This is a genomic window from Chryseobacterium sp. OSA05B, assembly GCF_019970065.1.
Classification (GTDB): Bacteria; Bacteroidota; Bacteroidia; order Flavobacteriales; family Weeksellaceae; genus Chryseobacterium.
Genome location: NZ_JAHXYH010000001.1, coordinates 1 through 15,866, shown reverse-complemented (window position 1 = coordinate 15,866; position 15,866 = coordinate 1). Strand labels below are relative to the sequence as shown.

22 protein-coding genes are annotated in these 15,866 nt (G+C 38.9%); 19 read left to right on the top strand and 3 right to left on the bottom strand.

What is annotated here, in order from left to right:
* Window positions 1-90: 90 nt before the first annotated feature.
* The 3 genes from LC419_RS00110 to LC419_RS00100 all read right to left on the bottom strand — a co-directional run bounded on the left by LC419_RS00110 (window position 91) and on the right by LC419_RS00100 (window position 3,982).
* Entirely contained in the window at window positions 91-2,310 is a 2,220-nt protein-coding gene (locus LC419_RS00110; protein WP_223605427.1) for an NADP-dependent isocitrate dehydrogenase, read from the bottom strand.
* Window positions 2,311-2,415: 105 nt separating this feature from the next.
* Complete coding sequence (locus LC419_RS00105; protein ID WP_223605426.1) at window positions 2,416-3,516, bottom strand: hypothetical protein; 1,101 nt, start codon at window positions 3,514-3,516, stop codon at window positions 2,416-2,418.
* A 13-nt stretch (window positions 3,517-3,529) separates the two neighbouring features.
* Window positions 3,530-3,982: a T9SS type A sorting domain-containing protein gene (locus LC419_RS00100; protein ID WP_223605425.1), complete on the bottom strand. Its 453-nt coding sequence runs from the start codon at window positions 3,980-3,982 to the stop codon at window positions 3,530-3,532.
* Between the two features lie 330 nt (window positions 3,983-4,312).
* On the opposite strand from LC419_RS00100, the gene tpx reads away from it, so the two are divergent.
* From tpx to LC419_RS00005, 19 genes are all read left to right on the top strand, one after another.
* The gene (gene tpx / locus LC419_RS00095; protein ID WP_223605424.1) at window positions 4,313-4,810 is read left to right on the top strand and encodes a thiol peroxidase; all 498 of its coding nucleotides are present in this window, start codon (window positions 4,313-4,315) and stop codon (window positions 4,808-4,810) included.
* Between the two features lie 90 nt (window positions 4,811-4,900).
* Window positions 4,901-5,248, top strand: coding sequence for a VOC family protein (locus LC419_RS00090; protein ID WP_223605423.1), 348 nt, complete (start codon window positions 4,901-4,903; stop codon window positions 5,246-5,248).
* A gap of 34 nt (window positions 5,249-5,282) precedes the next feature.
* Entirely contained in the window at window positions 5,283-5,687 is a 405-nt protein-coding gene (locus LC419_RS00085) for a glyoxalase superfamily protein (RefSeq protein ID WP_223605422.1), read from the top strand.
* Window positions 5,688-5,854: 167 nt separating this feature from the next.
* Window positions 5,855-7,066 (top strand): DUF763 domain-containing protein, encoded by a 1,212-nt coding sequence (locus tag LC419_RS00080; protein WP_223605421.1) that lies wholly within the window; start codon window positions 5,855-5,857, stop codon window positions 7,064-7,066.
* Window positions 7,067-7,259: 193 nt separating this feature from the next.
* Entirely contained in the window at window positions 7,260-7,850 is a 591-nt protein-coding gene (locus LC419_RS00075) for a Crp/Fnr family transcriptional regulator (RefSeq protein WP_223605420.1), read from the top strand.
* A 78-nt stretch (window positions 7,851-7,928) separates the two neighbouring features.
* Complete coding sequence (locus LC419_RS00070) at window positions 7,929-8,342, top strand: VOC family protein (protein ID WP_223605419.1); 414 nt, start codon at window positions 7,929-7,931, stop codon at window positions 8,340-8,342.
* 46 nt (window positions 8,343-8,388) lie between these two features.
* Entirely contained in the window at window positions 8,389-8,850 is a 462-nt protein-coding gene (locus tag LC419_RS00065) for a DinB family protein (RefSeq protein ID WP_223605418.1), read from the top strand.
* Window positions 8,851-8,876: 26 nt separating this feature from the next.
* Window positions 8,877-9,317, top strand: a complete 441-nt coding sequence (locus LC419_RS00060; RefSeq protein ID WP_223605417.1) for an SRPBCC domain-containing protein — start codon at window positions 8,877-8,879, stop codon at window positions 9,315-9,317.
* A gap of 20 nt (window positions 9,318-9,337) precedes the next feature.
* Window positions 9,338-9,862: a DinB family protein gene (locus LC419_RS00055; RefSeq protein ID WP_223605416.1), complete on the top strand. Its 525-nt coding sequence runs from the start codon at window positions 9,338-9,340 to the stop codon at window positions 9,860-9,862.
* Between the two features lie 3 nt (window positions 9,863-9,865).
* Window positions 9,866-10,642 carry an alpha/beta fold hydrolase gene (locus tag LC419_RS00050; RefSeq protein WP_223605415.1) on the top strand — a complete coding sequence of 259 codons (777 nt, stop codon included), beginning with the start codon at window positions 9,866-9,868 and terminating at the stop codon, window positions 10,640-10,642.
* A gap of 69 nt (window positions 10,643-10,711) precedes the next feature.
* Window positions 10,712-11,143, top strand: a complete 432-nt coding sequence (locus LC419_RS00045) for a VOC family protein (protein WP_223605414.1) — start codon at window positions 10,712-10,714, stop codon at window positions 11,141-11,143.
* A 75-nt stretch (window positions 11,144-11,218) separates the two neighbouring features.
* Window positions 11,219-11,632 (top strand): SRPBCC family protein, encoded by a 414-nt coding sequence (locus LC419_RS00040; protein ID WP_223605413.1) that lies wholly within the window; start codon window positions 11,219-11,221, stop codon window positions 11,630-11,632.
* A 35-nt stretch (window positions 11,633-11,667) separates the two neighbouring features.
* Window positions 11,668-11,916, top strand: a complete 249-nt coding sequence (locus LC419_RS00035) for a DNA-directed RNA polymerase subunit alpha C-terminal domain-containing protein (RefSeq protein WP_223605412.1) — start codon at window positions 11,668-11,670, stop codon at window positions 11,914-11,916.
* Window positions 11,917-11,999: 83 nt separating this feature from the next.
* Window positions 12,000-12,866, top strand: coding sequence for a VOC family protein (locus tag LC419_RS00030; RefSeq protein WP_223605411.1), 867 nt, complete (start codon window positions 12,000-12,002; stop codon window positions 12,864-12,866).
* A gap of 109 nt (window positions 12,867-12,975) precedes the next feature.
* Window positions 12,976-13,809 (top strand): SDR family oxidoreductase, encoded by an 834-nt coding sequence (locus LC419_RS00025; protein WP_223605410.1) that lies wholly within the window; start codon window positions 12,976-12,978, stop codon window positions 13,807-13,809.
* Between the two features lie 207 nt (window positions 13,810-14,016).
* A complete protein-coding gene (locus tag LC419_RS00020; protein WP_223605409.1) occupies window positions 14,017-14,445 on the top strand; it encodes an SRPBCC domain-containing protein in 429 nt (142 codons plus the stop codon).
* Between the two features lie 35 nt (window positions 14,446-14,480).
* A complete protein-coding gene (locus LC419_RS00015; RefSeq protein ID WP_223605408.1) occupies window positions 14,481-14,924 on the top strand; it encodes an SRPBCC domain-containing protein in 444 nt (147 codons plus the stop codon).
* A 113-nt stretch (window positions 14,925-15,037) separates the two neighbouring features.
* Window positions 15,038-15,496, top strand: a complete 459-nt coding sequence (locus LC419_RS00010) for a hypothetical protein (RefSeq protein WP_223605407.1) — start codon at window positions 15,038-15,040, stop codon at window positions 15,494-15,496.
* 183 nt (window positions 15,497-15,679) lie between these two features.
* Window positions 15,680-15,866 (top strand): hypothetical protein (locus LC419_RS00005; RefSeq protein ID WP_223605406.1); only part of this gene is annotated, 187 nt, incomplete at its 3' end.

Here is a 15,866-nt window from a genome sequence, read left to right as displayed (position 1 = left end):
ACCTTAGTCTTATCCTTATTATCCTCAACCTCACCTTAAAACAAAAAAAGCCCCTAAAAAAGGAGCTTTCATTTATATCAAAACTGGAAATTAAATTCCGTCAATGATTTCATTTAAAACAGTGCTTGGTCTCATGGCTGCATACGTTTTGTATGTATCCGTTTTGTAATAACCGTCAATGTTTTGCGGCTTACCTTGAGCACTTATTAATTCTGCGTTGATTACTTCTTCACTTTCCTGTAGTGCTGCTGCAACCGGAGCGAAATGAGCGGCTAATTCAGCATCTGCAGTCTGGTTAGCCAAAGCTTCTGCCCAGTACATCGCTAAATAGAAGTGAGAACCTCTGTTGTCGATCTGACCTACTTTTCTTGCAGGAGATTTATCAGTAGCTAAGAATTTTGCATTAGCTTCATCCAAAGTATCTGCCAGAACCTGAGATTTAGTATTTCCCTGCGTCTGAGCCAAGTGCTCTAAAGAAGCCTGAAGTGCTAAGAATTCACCCAGAGAATCCCATCTTAAATACCCTTCTTCTAAGAACTGCTCAACGTGTTTTGGAGCAGAACCTCCGGCACCTGTTTCGAATAAACCACCTCCGTTCATCAATGGAACGATAGAAAGCATTTTTGCAGAAGTACCCAGTTCAAGGATAGGGAAAAGGTCAGTTAAATAGTCTCTCAATACATTTCCTGAAACAGAGATCGTATCTTTTCCTTCTCTTGCTCTCTTCAGGGTTTCAGTCATTGCATCTTTTACATCAAGAATTCTGATGTCAAGACCTGTTGTATCGTGATCCTTAAGATATTTTTCTACTTTTTTGATGATCTCTCTGTCGTGTGCTCTTCCTTTATCTAACCAGAAGATCGCAGGCGTATCAGAAAGTCTTGATCTGTTTACAGCCAGTTTCACCCAGTCCTGGATAGGAGCATCTTTAGTCTGACACATTCTGAAAATATCACCTGTTTCTACTTTTTGAGAAAGAAGGATGTTTCCAGCTTCGTTCTGAACTTCAATCGTTCCGTCAGCAGATGCTTGGAACGTTTTGTCGTGAGAACCATATTCTTCAGCTTTTTGAGCCATTAAACCTACGTTTGGAACAGAACCCATTGTGGTAGGATCCAGTTTTCCATGAGCTTTCATATCATCAATTACCGACTGATAGAAACCTGCATAAGAACGGTCTGGAATGATACAAACCGTATCTTCTTCGTTTCCTTCTTTGTTCCACATTTTACCGCCACCTCTTACCAATGCAGCCATAGATGCATCAACGATGATGTCAGAAGGAACGTGGAAATTGGTAATTCCTTTGTCAGAATTTACCATAGCGACTCTTGGTCCGTTAGCTAAAGCAGCTTCAATATCAGCTTTGATATCAGCTTCCTGAGCGTTTCCTTTGATTTTTTCAAAAAGATCGGCAAGACCGTTATTTGGATTCACATCTAAAGACTTGAACGTCTCAGCGTATTTTGCGAATACCTCTTTAAAGAACGTTTCTACGATAGCCCCGAAAATAATAGGGTCGGAGATTTTCATCATCGTAGCTTTAAGGTGAGCAGAAAGAAGTACGTTTCTGTTTTTAGCCTCATCTATAGCCTGCTGAACAAATGCTTTCAGTGAGTTTAAATTCATGACAGAAGAATCAATTACTTCTCCGGCTTGAAGACCTGCGAAATCTTTTAACAGCGTTTCAGCACCGTCATTTCCTTTGAATATAATTTTAAATTTGGCAGCGTTTTCTACCGTAGTTGAAGTTTCAGTTCCGTAGAAATCTCCTTTTTCCATGTGAGCAACGTCTGTATTGCTGTCAGAAGCCCAGTTACCCATTCTGTGAGGGTTGGCTTTTGCATAGTTTTTAACCGCTTTTGGAGCACGTCTGTCAGAATTTCCTTCTCTTAACACAGGGTTTACAGCACTTCCTAAAACTTTGGCATATTTAGCTTTGATTGCTTTTTCTTCGTCATTTTTAGGCTCAGCAGGATAATTAGGAACTGCGAAACCTTTAGACTGTAATTCAGCGATAGCTTCATCCAACTGTGGAGCAGAAGCTGAAATATTCGGTAACTTGATAATGTTGGCATCAGGTTGAGTCGCCAATTGACCTAGTTCAGCCAATGCATCACCGATCCTCTGGTCATCTTTCAAAAATTCAGGAAAGTTCGCCAAGATTCTTCCGGCTAAAGAAATATCCGGAACTGCGATTTCAATATTTGCTGATTTTGTAAAAGCTTTCACAATCGGTAAAAATGAGTGTGTAGCCAGCATCGGAGCCTCATCCGTTAATGTGTAATAGATTTTTGATTTGTCTGACATTATACTGTTATTTATTATTTGACTTTTAAGAATCACAAATTTACTAAATATGATTGTTTTATAACGGTATTTTGCATAAAAAAAGAGGCCTGAGCCTCTTTAAATTTATATGGGTGTGATTGTATAACTTCCGGTAGCATCAAAATTGACATTGAATTCGATTTTGAAACTTTTTGGTGTGTTGGTAAGGTTGGGAAGCATAATCCATGATCCGCCGATGTCAAAGTTTCCATCATTCAGGTTATCTCCCAATACTTCGCTGTTAGTAGCTCCTCCCGGCGAAAGATTAATTTTAAATCCTGTAAAGTTTGTAGAAGTAGCTCCTGTTATATTGAATGAGAATTTATTTGTTGCGGGAGTATAAGTGAACGGAGACTGTGTAGATCCATAAGTATTGAGTGAAACATCCGGACTGAAATTGAACGTTTTTATAGGATTTCCGGGATTATTGGTTACTTCAATCTTATAGAACCCGTTGGAAGAAATATTAAAGGCAGTTCCATTGATGACCAGATTGCCCTGACTGTCAGATCCGTAATTTTGAGCGCTCGCGTTTTGAGCGGCAATGAATTTGATCTGTGAATTGGCAGGCAGATATTTGTAGCCTATTTTAGTGACATTGGTTCTCAAAAGATCTGCAGAAGCTGCATTAAAGTTATTATAAGTTCCATAAACATATAAATTGGCTGGCAATTGGGTGCTTGAACCCGAACTTACCGGCAGATTCAACGTTCCGGAATCATTGACATTTAAAGTATAATTGGTTCCGTTTGGAGAAACAAGTGTAATGCCTTGTCCAGCACCTGTAACAACCGTTTTGCTCACCTGTGCATAAGGAACACTCATCAGCTGATTAACCCCTACATTGGTATAGTTTGAACCTCCCTGAGGATCCATTTCTACTTTCACGAATTTAGTACTCGCTCCCCAGTTGATTCCGGCAAATGTCCCTGTAGAAGGTGTTCCCTGACCGATATTAAGATTAACCAATCCTTTTGCATTGGTTGTTTTGGTATGCGTTTCAGTATATAAAACATTTCCTGTAGCTGTATTTTCCAGAATACTTACTTTTAAAGAAATATTTCCGTTGGCAATGGGAGCTCCCGAAGCATTGAAAGCAATCGTCTGGTAGCTGAAAGCCTGTGGAACCTGTGCACTTACCAGTGCAGCAATACATAATCCTATAGTAGCGTAAAGTTTTTTCATGTTTGATGAGTTTTTAAGGTTTTTTGATGATTTTAATAGGTTTTAGATCCGGATTTTTAAAAGAGATCATATACATCCCGGAATGAAGGCTGCGGAGATCAAGCTTTCCGCTGTCCAGTTTCGCTTTCAAAACAAGTCTTCCTGCGGCGTCATACACTTCAGCTTCCTCAATTTTTGAATTGGATTTAAGAGTGATGTGAACAAAATCAGCAGTTGGATTGGGGTAAATCTTAACGTTATCTTTTTCAAGTTCTTTAACGCCTAAAACCTGTAATACGGATTGGTAGAACATTCCCAGTGTCCCTGAATTAGCCTGGTCAGGATCTGAAGGAATTACATAAATTTCCCCTACAGAATGTATGAAACCAGTATCAGAAACTGCCCCGGAATTGATGTTTCCGATCACAGACTGGGCGAAACCAAAGACCGGCACTCCGAAGAGCAGGAAAGTAATTTTTTTTCGCATGGCTATTATTTTTTTGGATTGCGAATATAAATAAAAATTTAGCTTAAAAATCACTTCAGACGGATAAGTCTTTTTATTTTCGCTGTAACCTCTGTTCGCGGTCAGGGAATTAAGATTGAGGTGGTGGCGGGTTACGGGGTTCGAGTTCTGAGAGTAAAAGGGAGTTGCTGGTTGATATTTGCTGGTTCGAATCTCGCATCCCTCTACCATCTGAAATCATAGTTCAGGCTCTTGATTCAAACTTCCAACTTACTTTAAGAATTATTTAACCTTTATTTATCCTCAGAAATTTTCTATTTTGAGTAAATTTGAAAAACTAAAAATTAATTTATGTCAAATATTACATTAAAAGGAAACGCAGTAAACACAATAGGTACATTACCATCAGTAGGAACAACCATTAAAGATTTTGCTTTGGTGGATTCAGGTTTAAATGTAAAAACACTAGAAAGCTTTGAAGGCAAGAAAAAAGTATTCAACATCTTTCCAAGTATTGATACACCGACTTGTGCTTCTTCTGCAAGAAAATTTAATGAAGAAGCGTCAAGCCTTGATAATACAGTGGTGATCAACGTTTCTAAGGATCTACCTTTTGCACTGGGAAGATTTTGTGCGGCAGAAGGATTAGACAATGTAGAAACGCTTTCAGATTTCAGAAGCAGCTTCGGGGATGATAATCAGCTGACTATCGCAGATTCTCCATTGAAAGGACTTTTAAGCCGCGCTGTCATCGTAACAGATGCTGATAATAAAGTAGTATACACAGAGCAGGTTTCTGAAATTGCAGATGAGCCTAACTATGAGGCAGCTCTTTCTGCTTTAAAATAAAATCTGAAAATAAAATTTTATAAAAGCCTTGTTGAAATTTTATTTAGCAGGGCTTTTTTTGGCATTCATAATTTCTAAATCCGTTGAACAATGATAAAAAGAATTGTCGCCAATATAAAGAGTGAAGATCTCTCCAAAGCAGATCTGTTTTATAATGAAATTCTGGGCCTTGAAATTCTGATGGATCATGGCTGGATCAAAACCTTTGGAAACGATGAAGAAGCCAGGGTTCAAATAAGCTTTGCCACTCAGGGCGGAAATGATACGGAAGTTCCGTTACTTTCCATTGAAGTAGACAACGTAGATGAATTGTACGACAAAATAAAGCAGGCAGGCTTTGAAATTACTTACGGAATCACCGATGAAGATTGGGGTGTCCGGAGGTTTTATGTAAAAGACCCGTTCGGAAATTTAATTAATCTACTTTCCCATCAGTAATAATTATTTTGCCATAAGCCATAAGCCATAAGCCATGAAAGCAGAAAAAATGATTCCCATTCTCAGAATTTTTGATTACAAAAAAACAATAGAATTTTACGTAGACTGGCTCGGTTTTGAGATCGAGTGGGAACATCATTTCGAGGAAAATACCCCCGTTTATATGGAAGTGAAAAAAGGAAATATTATCCTTCATTTAAGCGAACATCACGATGACGGAACACCCGGAAGCAAGGTGTTTATCTGGTGCGAAGGTGTTTCAGAATACCATAAAGAACTGATCGGTAAAAAATATAAATATAACTACCCCGGATTGGAAAAAGCTTTTTATGGAGCAGTTTCATTTACAGTCCATGATCCTTTCGGAAACAAAATTATATTTAATGAAGAATTTGATGAAGAGAAACACAAAGACCTTGAATTCTGTTCTATTCATTAATGGTTGCAATTAAAAAAGAACTTTGAAGCATTCAATTCAATAGGAACGGACTTTAGTCCATTTTTATAGAAAAAATCGGCATTGAGGGTTTAGCCAAAACCTATCTGCAACCAAAACAAATGATCCCAATCATCAAAAATTAATAATACGATAATTACCTTTGTATAATGAAACGTTCAGGAACCGCCGATCTGCCCCTGCACTATGGAAAAGTACCGCCATGGCTGTATGAGCGTATGTCCGCACTCGGACTTTCCATTATTGAAGTGATTCTGATGGACTACGGAAAAGATGAGGTCCTCCGAAGGCTTGCAGACCCTTTCTGGTTTCAGAGTTTTGGAGCGGTGATGGGAATGGACTGGCATTCTTCAGGGATCACCACCTCGGTTATGGGGGCTTTGAAGCGTTCCATTAATCCCAACTCACAGTCGCTCGGGCTTTATATCTGCGGTGGGAAAGGAAAATTTTCAAGAGAAACACCTTCAGAACTCCTTCAGATTGCTGATAAAACCGGACTGAACGGTCATGAACTGGTCAGAGCCAGCAAACTTTCCGCAAAAGTGGACAATACAGCCATTCAGGATGGGTATCAACTCTATCTGCACAATTTTATACTGGCTGATAATGGCAGCTGGAGTGTGGTACAACAGGGAATGCACGAGTCGGATGGTACAGCAAGACGGTATCACTGGCATTCCGGAAACATCAAATCATTTATAGAAGAGCCTCATACAGGAATCAACGGTGTTTCAAGAGGAAAAATACTCAATCTTACCGATGCTGACGCTTCGGAAAACAGAAAGGGAATTCTGGATATTTCCCATACCGATTCCATAGATGTCATGAAAGATTTTTCAAGGCTGATCCTTCCCGCGCATCATGATGTTCAGGCTTCAGATGTTGATTTAAAACGTCTCGGAGCTCTTTTGTACTTAACCCGTGAACAGCAGCCACAGAATTTCGAAGATCTTCTCATGTTGGAAGGCGTAGGACCGAGAACAATGCAGTCATTCGCATTGGTAAGTGAAGTGATCCATGGAGCGCCTTCAAGATTTGCAGATCCTGCGAGATTTTCCTTTGCTCATGGCGGAAAAGACGGACATCCTTTTCCGGTTCCGACTAAAACCTATGATGAGAGCATCAGCATTCTCAGAAAAGGCATTGAAAAATCCAAACTTGGAAGCTCCGACAAGCTGAATACTTTAAATAAGCTGCATCAAATTGTAGTTGCCACAGAAAAAGACTTTACTCCCGATTTCGACATTCAGCAGGTGATAGAAGAAGAAAGACAGAATTCCTGGCGTTTCGGAGGGAAAACGGTTTTTGGAGATGCAGAACCTCCTAAAAAACCTAAACCGATCCAGCTTTCTTTATTCTGATGTAAAGCACAAACTTTTCGAAGATTTGAAGGTGATTAGAAATCTGTTTAATTATTTAGAAAGAATAAAAACAATTAGTAATAATACAGTTAAATGAAGCTTTTTCTATGTACTTCATTAATCTGTTTAATTTTTTTTATTCCGGATTCAATTAAAAATGATATTTTTAAAGCCTTAAAAAAGCACCAATTCAATGACCAGCAAAGCCTTAGAAATCTGTTATGATTTCCCGTTCTTTTTTCAGGAAGAGCTTGAAGAAATTTTTCAGGCCCACGAAAAAGTCTCATTTCAAAAAGGAGATATGATTCTGGAAGAAGGAAAAACAGCCAATGAATACTATATTCTTGAAAAAGGCCTGGCGCGTTCCTACGTTAACGATTTTAACGGAAATGAAGTAACTACTCATTTTTTTGCCGATAACGAGATCATTATTGAAGTGCTGTCGCTTTTCCAGAGAATTCCTTCCCAGGAAAATATTGTGTGTATCACAGACTGCGAATGCTGGCGTTTTGATTATGACACTTTTCAGGAACTTTTTCACAAAATACCTAACCTCAGAGAATGGGGAAGATCGTGGATGTCGAAAGAACTTTTCGCGTATAAACAGCGTTCTGTAGAAATGTTTACCCTGTCTGCCACCAGACGTTACCTTAATCTTTTAGAACAGAAATCACAGGTGGTGCAGTTTGCTCCGCTTAAGCAGATTGCGTCCTATCTGGGCGTTACAGACACTTCTTTAAGCCGGATCCGTAAGGAAATCGTCTCTCATCCAAAGAAAAATTAAATCTTGTCCTATGGCAAGTTGATTTTCATGAAGGCTTGGTAATTTTGGTTTATAGTTTAACACCAAATAATTACAATTATGAAAGCCAATCAAATTTATGTTAACCTTCCGGTAAAAGATGTTCAGAAAACAAAAGCATTCTGGATCCAACTCGGATTTGAAATCAATGAACAATTTTCAGATGACAAAGCGACGTGCGTTGTGATAAAGGAAGACAGCATCTACGTCATGTTCCTGACCGAAGAATATTTCATGACTTTTTCCGAAAGACCCGTTCCGAAAGGAGATACCACTCAGGTTCTTGTCGCCATTGCTCTTAGCAGTCGTGAAGAAGTTGATCAGGTGGTGAATACCGCTTTGCAGAATGGAGCTTCACAACATGAGGAACCTCAGGATTACGGATGGATGTATCAGAACTCTTTCTGGGACCTGGACGGACACGGCTGGAATATCACATTTGCTGATATGTCTCAAATGCCTACTGAATTTTAAAAATTCCAACAATCTGGAAAATCCGCAGAAAATAAAGCGTACAGCTATGGAAACCCAATCAAACGACATTGAAATCGTAAAAGTGCAGGTATTCAGCAACTACAAAGTAATTTCAATGAATATCGACGGCATTACCCAGGAAGAATCCATGATTTTTCCGAATGGTGAAGCCAATTGTATGAACTGGATCCTCGGACATTTAATTTACATCAGAAATGCCTTCTTAAATGTTCTTGGAGAAGAATCAGTCTGGGATGGTGAAAAATTTTCATGCTATGAGAGAGGTGCAATTCCGCTTGAAAGAAAAGACGAGCTGGTCACCTTTGAGGAGCTGAAATCTTATCTGCAGCAATCTCAGGATAGGCTGGAAGCAAAACTCATCAGCATGGAAAGTTTTGCTCCTGAAACAATCAATGATATTGCGATTTTCTGTCTTCATGAACTCTATCACGGCGGACAATTGGGCTATCTGAGAAGAATCCTGGGAAAACCAGGAGCGATAAAATAATACGTCAAATTCCAAAACAAATAATGATGGAAAATTCCTTTTCAATCTTTCACAATCTGGAAGTAGACGCAACACTGGAAAATGTATTCCGGATGGTTTCCGTTCCCGAATTTCTCAATGAATGGTGGACTCATTATTGCCAGGGCAATCCTGAACCCGATGCGGAATATACTTTCGAGTTTTCTGAAACAGACATCTTACAGGGAAAAGTCTCAAAGTTCAGTCCTCCTAATGAAATTGAATTTTTAATAACAGAAGGTGACCAGGACTGGATAGGAACCAGCGTTGGGTTTGTTTTAACAGAAACGGGAAACGGCACCAGAATCAGTTTTTACCATACCGGGTGGAAAGATACCCATGAACATTTCCGTCAAAGCTCATTCTGCTGGGCAACCTACTTAAGGATTTTGAGAAAATTTGTAGAAGAGGGACTTCATGTTCCTTATGCAGAAAGATATCATTTTTAAAACAACTAAAAATCAAGAAAATGGACACACCAAAATCAAAAAAAATGGAAATCATTATTCCGGCCTACCGAATGCATACCCAAAGCTTTCTCAATGTTTTGGACGGTATTTCGGAAGAAGACGGATTAAAAAGAATTGAAGGAAAAACCAACCATATTGTCTGGATGGCAGGAAACTTTGTGAACATGCGCTACAGCCTGGGATGGGTTTTAGGCCTCAGGGATGAAGATCCGTATAGTGATCTTTTTTTTCAGGGGAAAGCTCTAGATGAGAGTAATAAATACCCGACTTTAGACGAACTTGAGAAAAATTTCCATGATATTTCGCCAAAGATATTCCAAAAGCTTTTAGAAGTGACAGATGAAGAACTGGATGAAATTTTTGAGATGGGAATGAATATCCCTTTTATCCGTGAAACCAAACTCAATTTCGCAGGAATGTGCATCGGCCGGGAAGACTATTTATGCGGACAGATCGGCCTGATGAGAAAGATCCTTGGCTATCCGGGAATGACCTATGATGTGGATGAGAATATAAAATACTAATCAATGGAACCCAAAGAAAAAGGCTACAAACAGGTCAACGGGATCCGTATGTACTATGAGATCTACGGTTCCGGAAAACCTCTGGTGCTGATTCATGGTGGAGGCTCCTCAATTCTGTTTGATTTTAAAGAAGTGATCTCCAGGCTTGAAAATCAGTTCCAGTTGATAGGAATAGATCTTCAAAACCATGGAATGACTGATCACCGCGATATTCCTGAAACCTTTGAACAAGATGCTCATGATATCGCTGCTCTTTTAAGGGAGATCCATGTAGAAAAAGCTTTTTTCTGGGGCTTCAGCAACGGCGGGAATACAGTGATGCAGGTTGCTCATCTTTACTCTGAAATCGTTGAAAAGCTGATTGTCGCTTCTGCATTTTATAAAAGAAACGGAATGATGGACGGCTTTTTCGAAAGTATGGCAGAAGCCACACTGGAGTCAATGCCGGAACCTCTTAAAATTAATTTTCTAAATCTGAATCCGGATTTTTCAAAATTGGAAAACCTGTTCGACAAAGACAGCAAAAGGATGCAGACTTTTGAAGACTGGGATGAGAGCATTTTAACATCCATAGATGCTCCCGCATTATTCATCAGCGGGGACCAAGATGTTATGAAACCGGAACATGTGGTGGAAATGTGGCGACTGATCCCGGATTCTCAACTGATGATCCTGCCCGCAACGCATGGTTCCTACATGATGGCCAATTTCGAAGGAAATACGGATGATCATTTAATAAACTTCACCGTAGGCGAGGTGGTGAAGTTTTTAACCCATTAATCTTACCTCGTGCTTTATAGCGTTTAAAACAAATCATTAATTAATAATAACATTTAAAAACAAGAAATCATGGCTAAATTAAATCCATACCTAAATTTTGACGGGAAAGCAGAAGAAGCTTTCAATTTTTACAAATCTGTTTTCGGAGGAGAATTCTTTGGCGAAATCCACAAAATGGGAAACGCTCCCGGAACTGAAAATTTATCAGAAGAAGAAAAAAACAGGGTCATGCACATAGCGCTTCCGATCGGGCAAGATCTTCTGATGGCTTCGGATATTGTTCCAAGCTTCGGACAGACCCTTAACGTAGGAAATAATAATTACGTTTCAATTTTTCCGGAATCAAAAGACGAAGCAGACAGACTTTTCAAAGGACTTTCTGAAGGCGGAAATGTAGAAATGCCCATTGAAGACCAGTTTTGGGGAGATTATTTCGGAAGTTTTCAGGACAAATATGGTGTTCATTGGATGGTGAACTATAATGAACAATCTGCAAAATAGTCTTATATTTAACTCAATTTATGGAGGGCAGTTCACCCGGACTGCCTTTTTATTTCAACATTAAAAAGTAGATTTATGGATCCTATTAAGATAGATATCACGATTTTGGCCCCTGTAGAAAAGGTTTGGAATTATTTTAACGAACCGAAACACATCACGAAATGGAATTTTGCCCATGAAACCTGGGAATGTCCAAGTGCAGAAAATGATTTAAGAGTGGGAGGAAAAATTAAAGCAAGAATGGAGGCGAAAGATAAAAGCTTCGGTTTCGATTTTGAAGGAATTTATGATGAGGTGATTCCGAATGCGGTTATTAAATACCATCTGGAGGACGGAAGAAAAGTAGAAGTCCTGTTTGACAAGATAGACGAAAATACCACAAAGGTTATTCAGATTTTCGATCCTGAAAAACAAAATTCTGTGGAAATGCAGCGAGATGGCTGGTATGCTATTCTCAATAATTTTCACAAGTATGTTGAAAATCATTAAAATACGCATTTTAAGTCATGATCAATCTCTTGATAATGGCAAAATGTTTAAGCTCTGTTTGCGCTGTTAATCATTTTGCTAAAAGTAATAATTTCCTGAACGGCGTTATTGCAATACCGGCGAGAAGGTCTTTGGAAAGAGAGAAAATAGACTCTCTTGAAAAGCTGTCGGACTATTCTGAAGAAGAGATCATGCAGCTTCATGGTTTCGGCAAGAATGTCATGGAGAAACTTAAAAACCATATGAAAGAGCATCAGGTTTCTTTCAAAAACTCATACCCGTAATACCGGAAACTTCCGTTATTGTGGGCTCTTTCAGCTGGTAATGGCTGATAAAACTATATATTTCAACTCTTAAATTTAATACGATGAATAACGATATTTTCCCATGCCTCTGGTTTGATGAGGAATCGAAAGAGGCGGCAGAATTCTATTGTCAGGTGTTTGACGGAAAGATCACTGCAGATACTCCCGTGGTCATGAATATTGATCTGTTCGGACAAAAACTGATGCTTCTGAACGGCGGTCCTCATTTTACAAAGAATCCTTCAGTTTCCTTTATGATCATCTGCGAAACGGAAGATGAGGTTCAGAAATACTGGGATCAGCTTATGGAAGGAGGAATGGCTCTTATGGCTCTGGATTCCTATTCCTGGAGCAAAAAATATGGCTGGGTACAGGATAAATACGGCGTAACATGGCAGCTGTTTTTGGGAGATAAACGGGAATCACAGAAAATAGTTCCAACCATGATGTTTATCCATCAGAACAATGGAAAAGCCTTAGAAGCCATGGAGTTTTATACCAAAACTTTTCCGAATTCAAGCATTGGAAACATCTTGAAATATGGTGACGGAGGAGAAGGGCATCCTATCACAGAACCTGCCGAAAACATACAGCATGCCCAATTTACGATCGACGGCTACAGCTTTTTCTGCATGGATAATTCTTATGATCATCAATTTGATTTTAATGAAGGAATTTCTATCGTTATCATGACCGATGATCAGAAGGAGACCGATCACCTTTGGAATACGCTTATTTCAGAAGGTGGAAGAGAAAGTATGTGCGGGTGGCTGAAAGACAGATATGGATTGAGCTGGCAGATTGTTCCGAAAAGACTCATTGAACTCATGAACGATTCCGATCAGTCAAAAGCTCAAAAAGTAGTTCAGGCGATGATGAAAATGCAGAAAATCGTTGTAAAAGACCTGGAAGAAGCTTATAATTCTTAATGATAAAAGGGTTGAATGATGAAACGAAAATTCGTTTTTCAGCGGTTTTACTATTTTAGATTTTAGTTTTCGGCTTGCTGTTTGATGGAGTTTAGATAAAGATTTGCTTATGAAAACACAGAACAAGTCACAATCCAAATCAAAAGTTCCTAAAGACGGACTCTTTCCCGAGATCATCCGTAGCGATTATCAGGGCAGCCGGAAACTTAAAGGGAAAAAGGCGGTCATCTCAGGTGGAGACAGCGGAATAGGGCAGGCAGTAGCCGTTCATTTTGCAAGAGAAGGAGCAGATATCGCAGTCATTTATAAAGAAAGCGACAAGGATGCTAAGGAAACAAAAAGACTGGTAGAGAAAGAAGGCCAAAAATGTATTCTGATTAAAGGGGATCTCACCAAAAAAACGTTCAGAACAAGATGTTTTGAAAAAATAAAAAAAGACTGGAAGAATCTGGATATTCTGGTCAATAATGCCGGAATCCATACTTCAAAGAACAGCCTTGAAAAGATCACTGATGAGCAGATTAACGTAACTTTTACTACCAATATCATCTCGATGATTTCTTTCACAAGAAATTTTCTGCCTTTGATGGGAGAAGGAGGCCGGATAATCTGTACGACATCGGTTACAGCCTATCGGGGAAGTGATCATCTGATTGATTATGCGGCAACCAAAGGAGCTATTTTATCCTTTATACGCTCGCTGTCAACCAATCTTGCTGAAAAGAAAATACTAGTCAACGGAGTTGCTCCGGGACCTATATGGACGCCATTGGTAAAAGAAGCTTTCAATGATCTTTCAACATTTGGAAAAGATACACCCCTGAAACGTGCGGGACAGCCTTCAGAAGTCGCTCCGGCATATGTTTTTCTCGCCTCCAGAGACGCGGATTACATTACAGGAGAAGTGATTCATGTCAATGGGGGAGATTTCGTTGGAGGGTGAGAATCAGAAGTTAGAGGCTAGAGATTAGAAGCTAGAAACTGGAGGTTATAACGATCAGTAATAGTATTTTTGGCATCTGGCATCTGGCATCTGGCATCTGGCATCTGGCATCTGGCATCTGGTATCTGAAATCTGATGTCTGATATCTAGCATCTTGATTCCTGGCTCTATCCCCGTTATTAACATCTAACACCTAAATAAAAAACAATGCAAAAAATATTTTTTGAAATCCAGATTGATGCACCTACTGAAAGAGTATGGGATGTACTCTGGAGTGATATTACCTACAGACAGTGGACAACAGCTTTTACGGAAGGTTCTTTTTATCAGGGAACATTTGAAGAGGGAAGCATCATGAAGTTTTTCGATCCCAATAATAACGGAATGTACAGCCGTGTTGAAAAAAATATCTCCCATAAAGAATTGAAGCTCCTGCATCTTGGAGAAATTTATGATGGTGTAGAAACACCTCAGGATTGGGGCGAAGCTACAGAAGCTTATATTTTGGAAGAAACTGAAACGGGCACCATCTTGAAAATTGAAATTCAGACTCCTGAAGAGTTTAAAACGTTTTTTGAAGAGAAATTCCCGGTCGCTTTGGGAATTGTGAAAAATCTTTCAGAAAACCAGCTGTAAAACCACACAATATAAAAATTACAAAAACTTAAAATATGGAAACCTTATCTTATGAAATCGTTATCAACGCCCCATCACAGAAAGTATGGGACGTTCTGTGGACTCCTGAAACCTATACCGAATGGACTCAGTTTTTTGGTCCTGGATCTGTCATGAAATCCGACTGGACCGTTGGAGGAAAAACTTATTTTGTGAATGCTGAAGGCGCAGGGATGGTATCCACTATTGACAGTCTGGATAAACCCAATCAGATCATTTTTAAACATCTGGGAATGGTAGACAAAGAAGGGAATGAAGATATACACAGCAAAGAAGTAATGGAATGGAGCGGTGCTTTTGAAAAATATATCCTCATTGATCTGGAAGGTAAAACCAAGCTTCACGCTGAGGTACAGGTAGATAAAGAATGGAAAGAGCATCTGGATATGGGGTTTACAAAAGGCCTGGAAGTGGTGAAAAACCTTGCCGAAAATAAATAATCCGTACTTGCTTTAATAAAAACTAACCTTATAGATATATGAAATCTATAAGGTTTTTATTGATATCAAGAGAAGATGCAGTATCTTTCTAATCCGTTATAATAAACAACCCTATGAAATTATTAAGCATTCTTTTCGGAACATTTCTTCTCGCTCTGGTGGCTACATTCGCCCTTCAGGGAAAGCCTGATTTTTTATTCTCAGGAAATCTGGGAATGGCTGTATTCATTATATTCACAGGGTTTTCCCACTTTAAATTTCAGAAAGGAATGGCGATGATGATTCCTGAATTGGTTCCCGGTAAAATGTTCTGGGTCTATTTCACAGGAATTCTTGAAATTGCAGCCGGAATAGGATTGATGATCCCATCTGTACGTGAACTGACTGCAATACTGCTGATTATTTTTTATGTTCTGGTTTTTATGGCCAACATCAATTCTTCAAAGAAAAACATTAATATTTTCAAAGCAGACTATACTGGTCCCGGTATGAATTATCTTTATAAGGAGCGAATTCCGATGCAGCTTATTTTAATAGCCTGGACATACTATTTTGGAATTTATTTAAGTTAATGATTACTAGGAAAAAAAACATGAATACCATTTTAATGCTTAATTATTTTCTATAAATATATTTTTTTAATGAATTAATTGTGATTTGTGTAACATATTGAGATTAAGTGCGTCATATTAAGCAAAGATATTTACTATTTTTAAAATCTTACTTTATACCGTTTAATCTTAAAAACATAAGTTATGAATCTAAATGCAAAATTTTTTGGTGCGGCTCAGATCGTACTGTCAGCAATGATGATAAATGCACAAACTTCAACGGCTAAACTGCCGGGCGACCCTACGCTTCCCTCTACCAAAGAGACCCTTGACAAGCTGATTTCCTATGATAAAGGGAATTTTAAATACAAAGTAGAAGATTATTTTGCAA

Excerpts from the sequence above, each read along its gene's own strand:
- LC419_RS00075 (WP_223605420.1), top strand. The coding sequence starts at position 7,260 with ATGACCAGCAAAGCCTTAGAAATCTGTTATGATTTCCCGTTCTTTTTT.
- LC419_RS00030 (WP_223605411.1), top strand. The coding sequence starts at position 12,000 with ATGAATAACGATATTTTCCCATGCCTCTGGTTTGATGAGGAATCGAAA.
- LC419_RS00060 (WP_223605417.1), top strand. The coding sequence starts at position 8,877 with ATGGAAAATTCCTTTTCAATCTTTCACAATCTGGAAGTAGACGCAACA.
- LC419_RS00010 (WP_223605407.1), top strand. The coding sequence starts at position 15,038 with ATGAAATTATTAAGCATTCTTTTCGGAACATTTCTTCTCGCTCTGGTG.
- LC419_RS00045 (WP_223605414.1), top strand. The coding sequence starts at position 10,712 with ATGGCTAAATTAAATCCATACCTAAATTTTGACGGGAAAGCAGAAGAA.
- tpx (WP_223605424.1), top strand. The coding sequence starts at position 4,313 with ATGTCAAATATTACATTAAAAGGAAACGCAGTAAACACAATAGGTACA.
- LC419_RS00020 (WP_223605409.1), top strand. The coding sequence starts at position 14,017 with ATGCAAAAAATATTTTTTGAAATCCAGATTGATGCACCTACTGAAAGA.
- LC419_RS00025 (WP_223605410.1), top strand. The coding sequence starts at position 12,976 with ATGAAAACACAGAACAAGTCACAATCCAAATCAAAAGTTCCTAAAGAC.
- LC419_RS00015 (WP_223605408.1), top strand. The coding sequence starts at position 14,481 with ATGGAAACCTTATCTTATGAAATCGTTATCAACGCCCCATCACAGAAA.
- LC419_RS00035 (WP_223605412.1), top strand. The coding sequence starts at position 11,668 with ATGGCAAAATGTTTAAGCTCTGTTTGCGCTGTTAATCATTTTGCTAAA.
- LC419_RS00090 (WP_223605423.1), top strand. The coding sequence starts at position 4,901 with ATGATAAAAAGAATTGTCGCCAATATAAAGAGTGAAGATCTCTCCAAA.
- LC419_RS00085 (WP_223605422.1), top strand. The coding sequence starts at position 5,283 with ATGAAAGCAGAAAAAATGATTCCCATTCTCAGAATTTTTGATTACAAA.
- LC419_RS00050 (WP_223605415.1), top strand. The coding sequence starts at position 9,866 with ATGGAACCCAAAGAAAAAGGCTACAAACAGGTCAACGGGATCCGTATG.
- LC419_RS00110 (WP_223605427.1), bottom strand. The coding sequence starts at position 2,310 with ATGTCAGACAAATCAAAAATCTATTACACATTAACGGATGAGGCTCCG.
- LC419_RS00100 (WP_223605425.1), bottom strand. The coding sequence starts at position 3,982 with ATGCGAAAAAAAATTACTTTCCTGCTCTTCGGAGTGCCGGTCTTTGGT.
- LC419_RS00070 (WP_223605419.1), top strand. The coding sequence starts at position 7,929 with ATGAAAGCCAATCAAATTTATGTTAACCTTCCGGTAAAAGATGTTCAG.
- LC419_RS00055 (WP_223605416.1), top strand. The coding sequence starts at position 9,338 with ATGGACACACCAAAATCAAAAAAAATGGAAATCATTATTCCGGCCTAC.
- LC419_RS00080 (WP_223605421.1), top strand. The coding sequence starts at position 5,855 with ATGAAACGTTCAGGAACCGCCGATCTGCCCCTGCACTATGGAAAAGTA.
- LC419_RS00040 (WP_223605413.1), top strand. The coding sequence starts at position 11,219 with ATGGATCCTATTAAGATAGATATCACGATTTTGGCCCCTGTAGAAAAG.
- LC419_RS00065 (WP_223605418.1), top strand. The coding sequence starts at position 8,389 with ATGGAAACCCAATCAAACGACATTGAAATCGTAAAAGTGCAGGTATTC.
- LC419_RS00105 (WP_223605426.1), bottom strand. The coding sequence starts at position 3,516 with ATGAAAAAACTTTACGCTACTATAGGATTATGTATTGCTGCACTGGTA.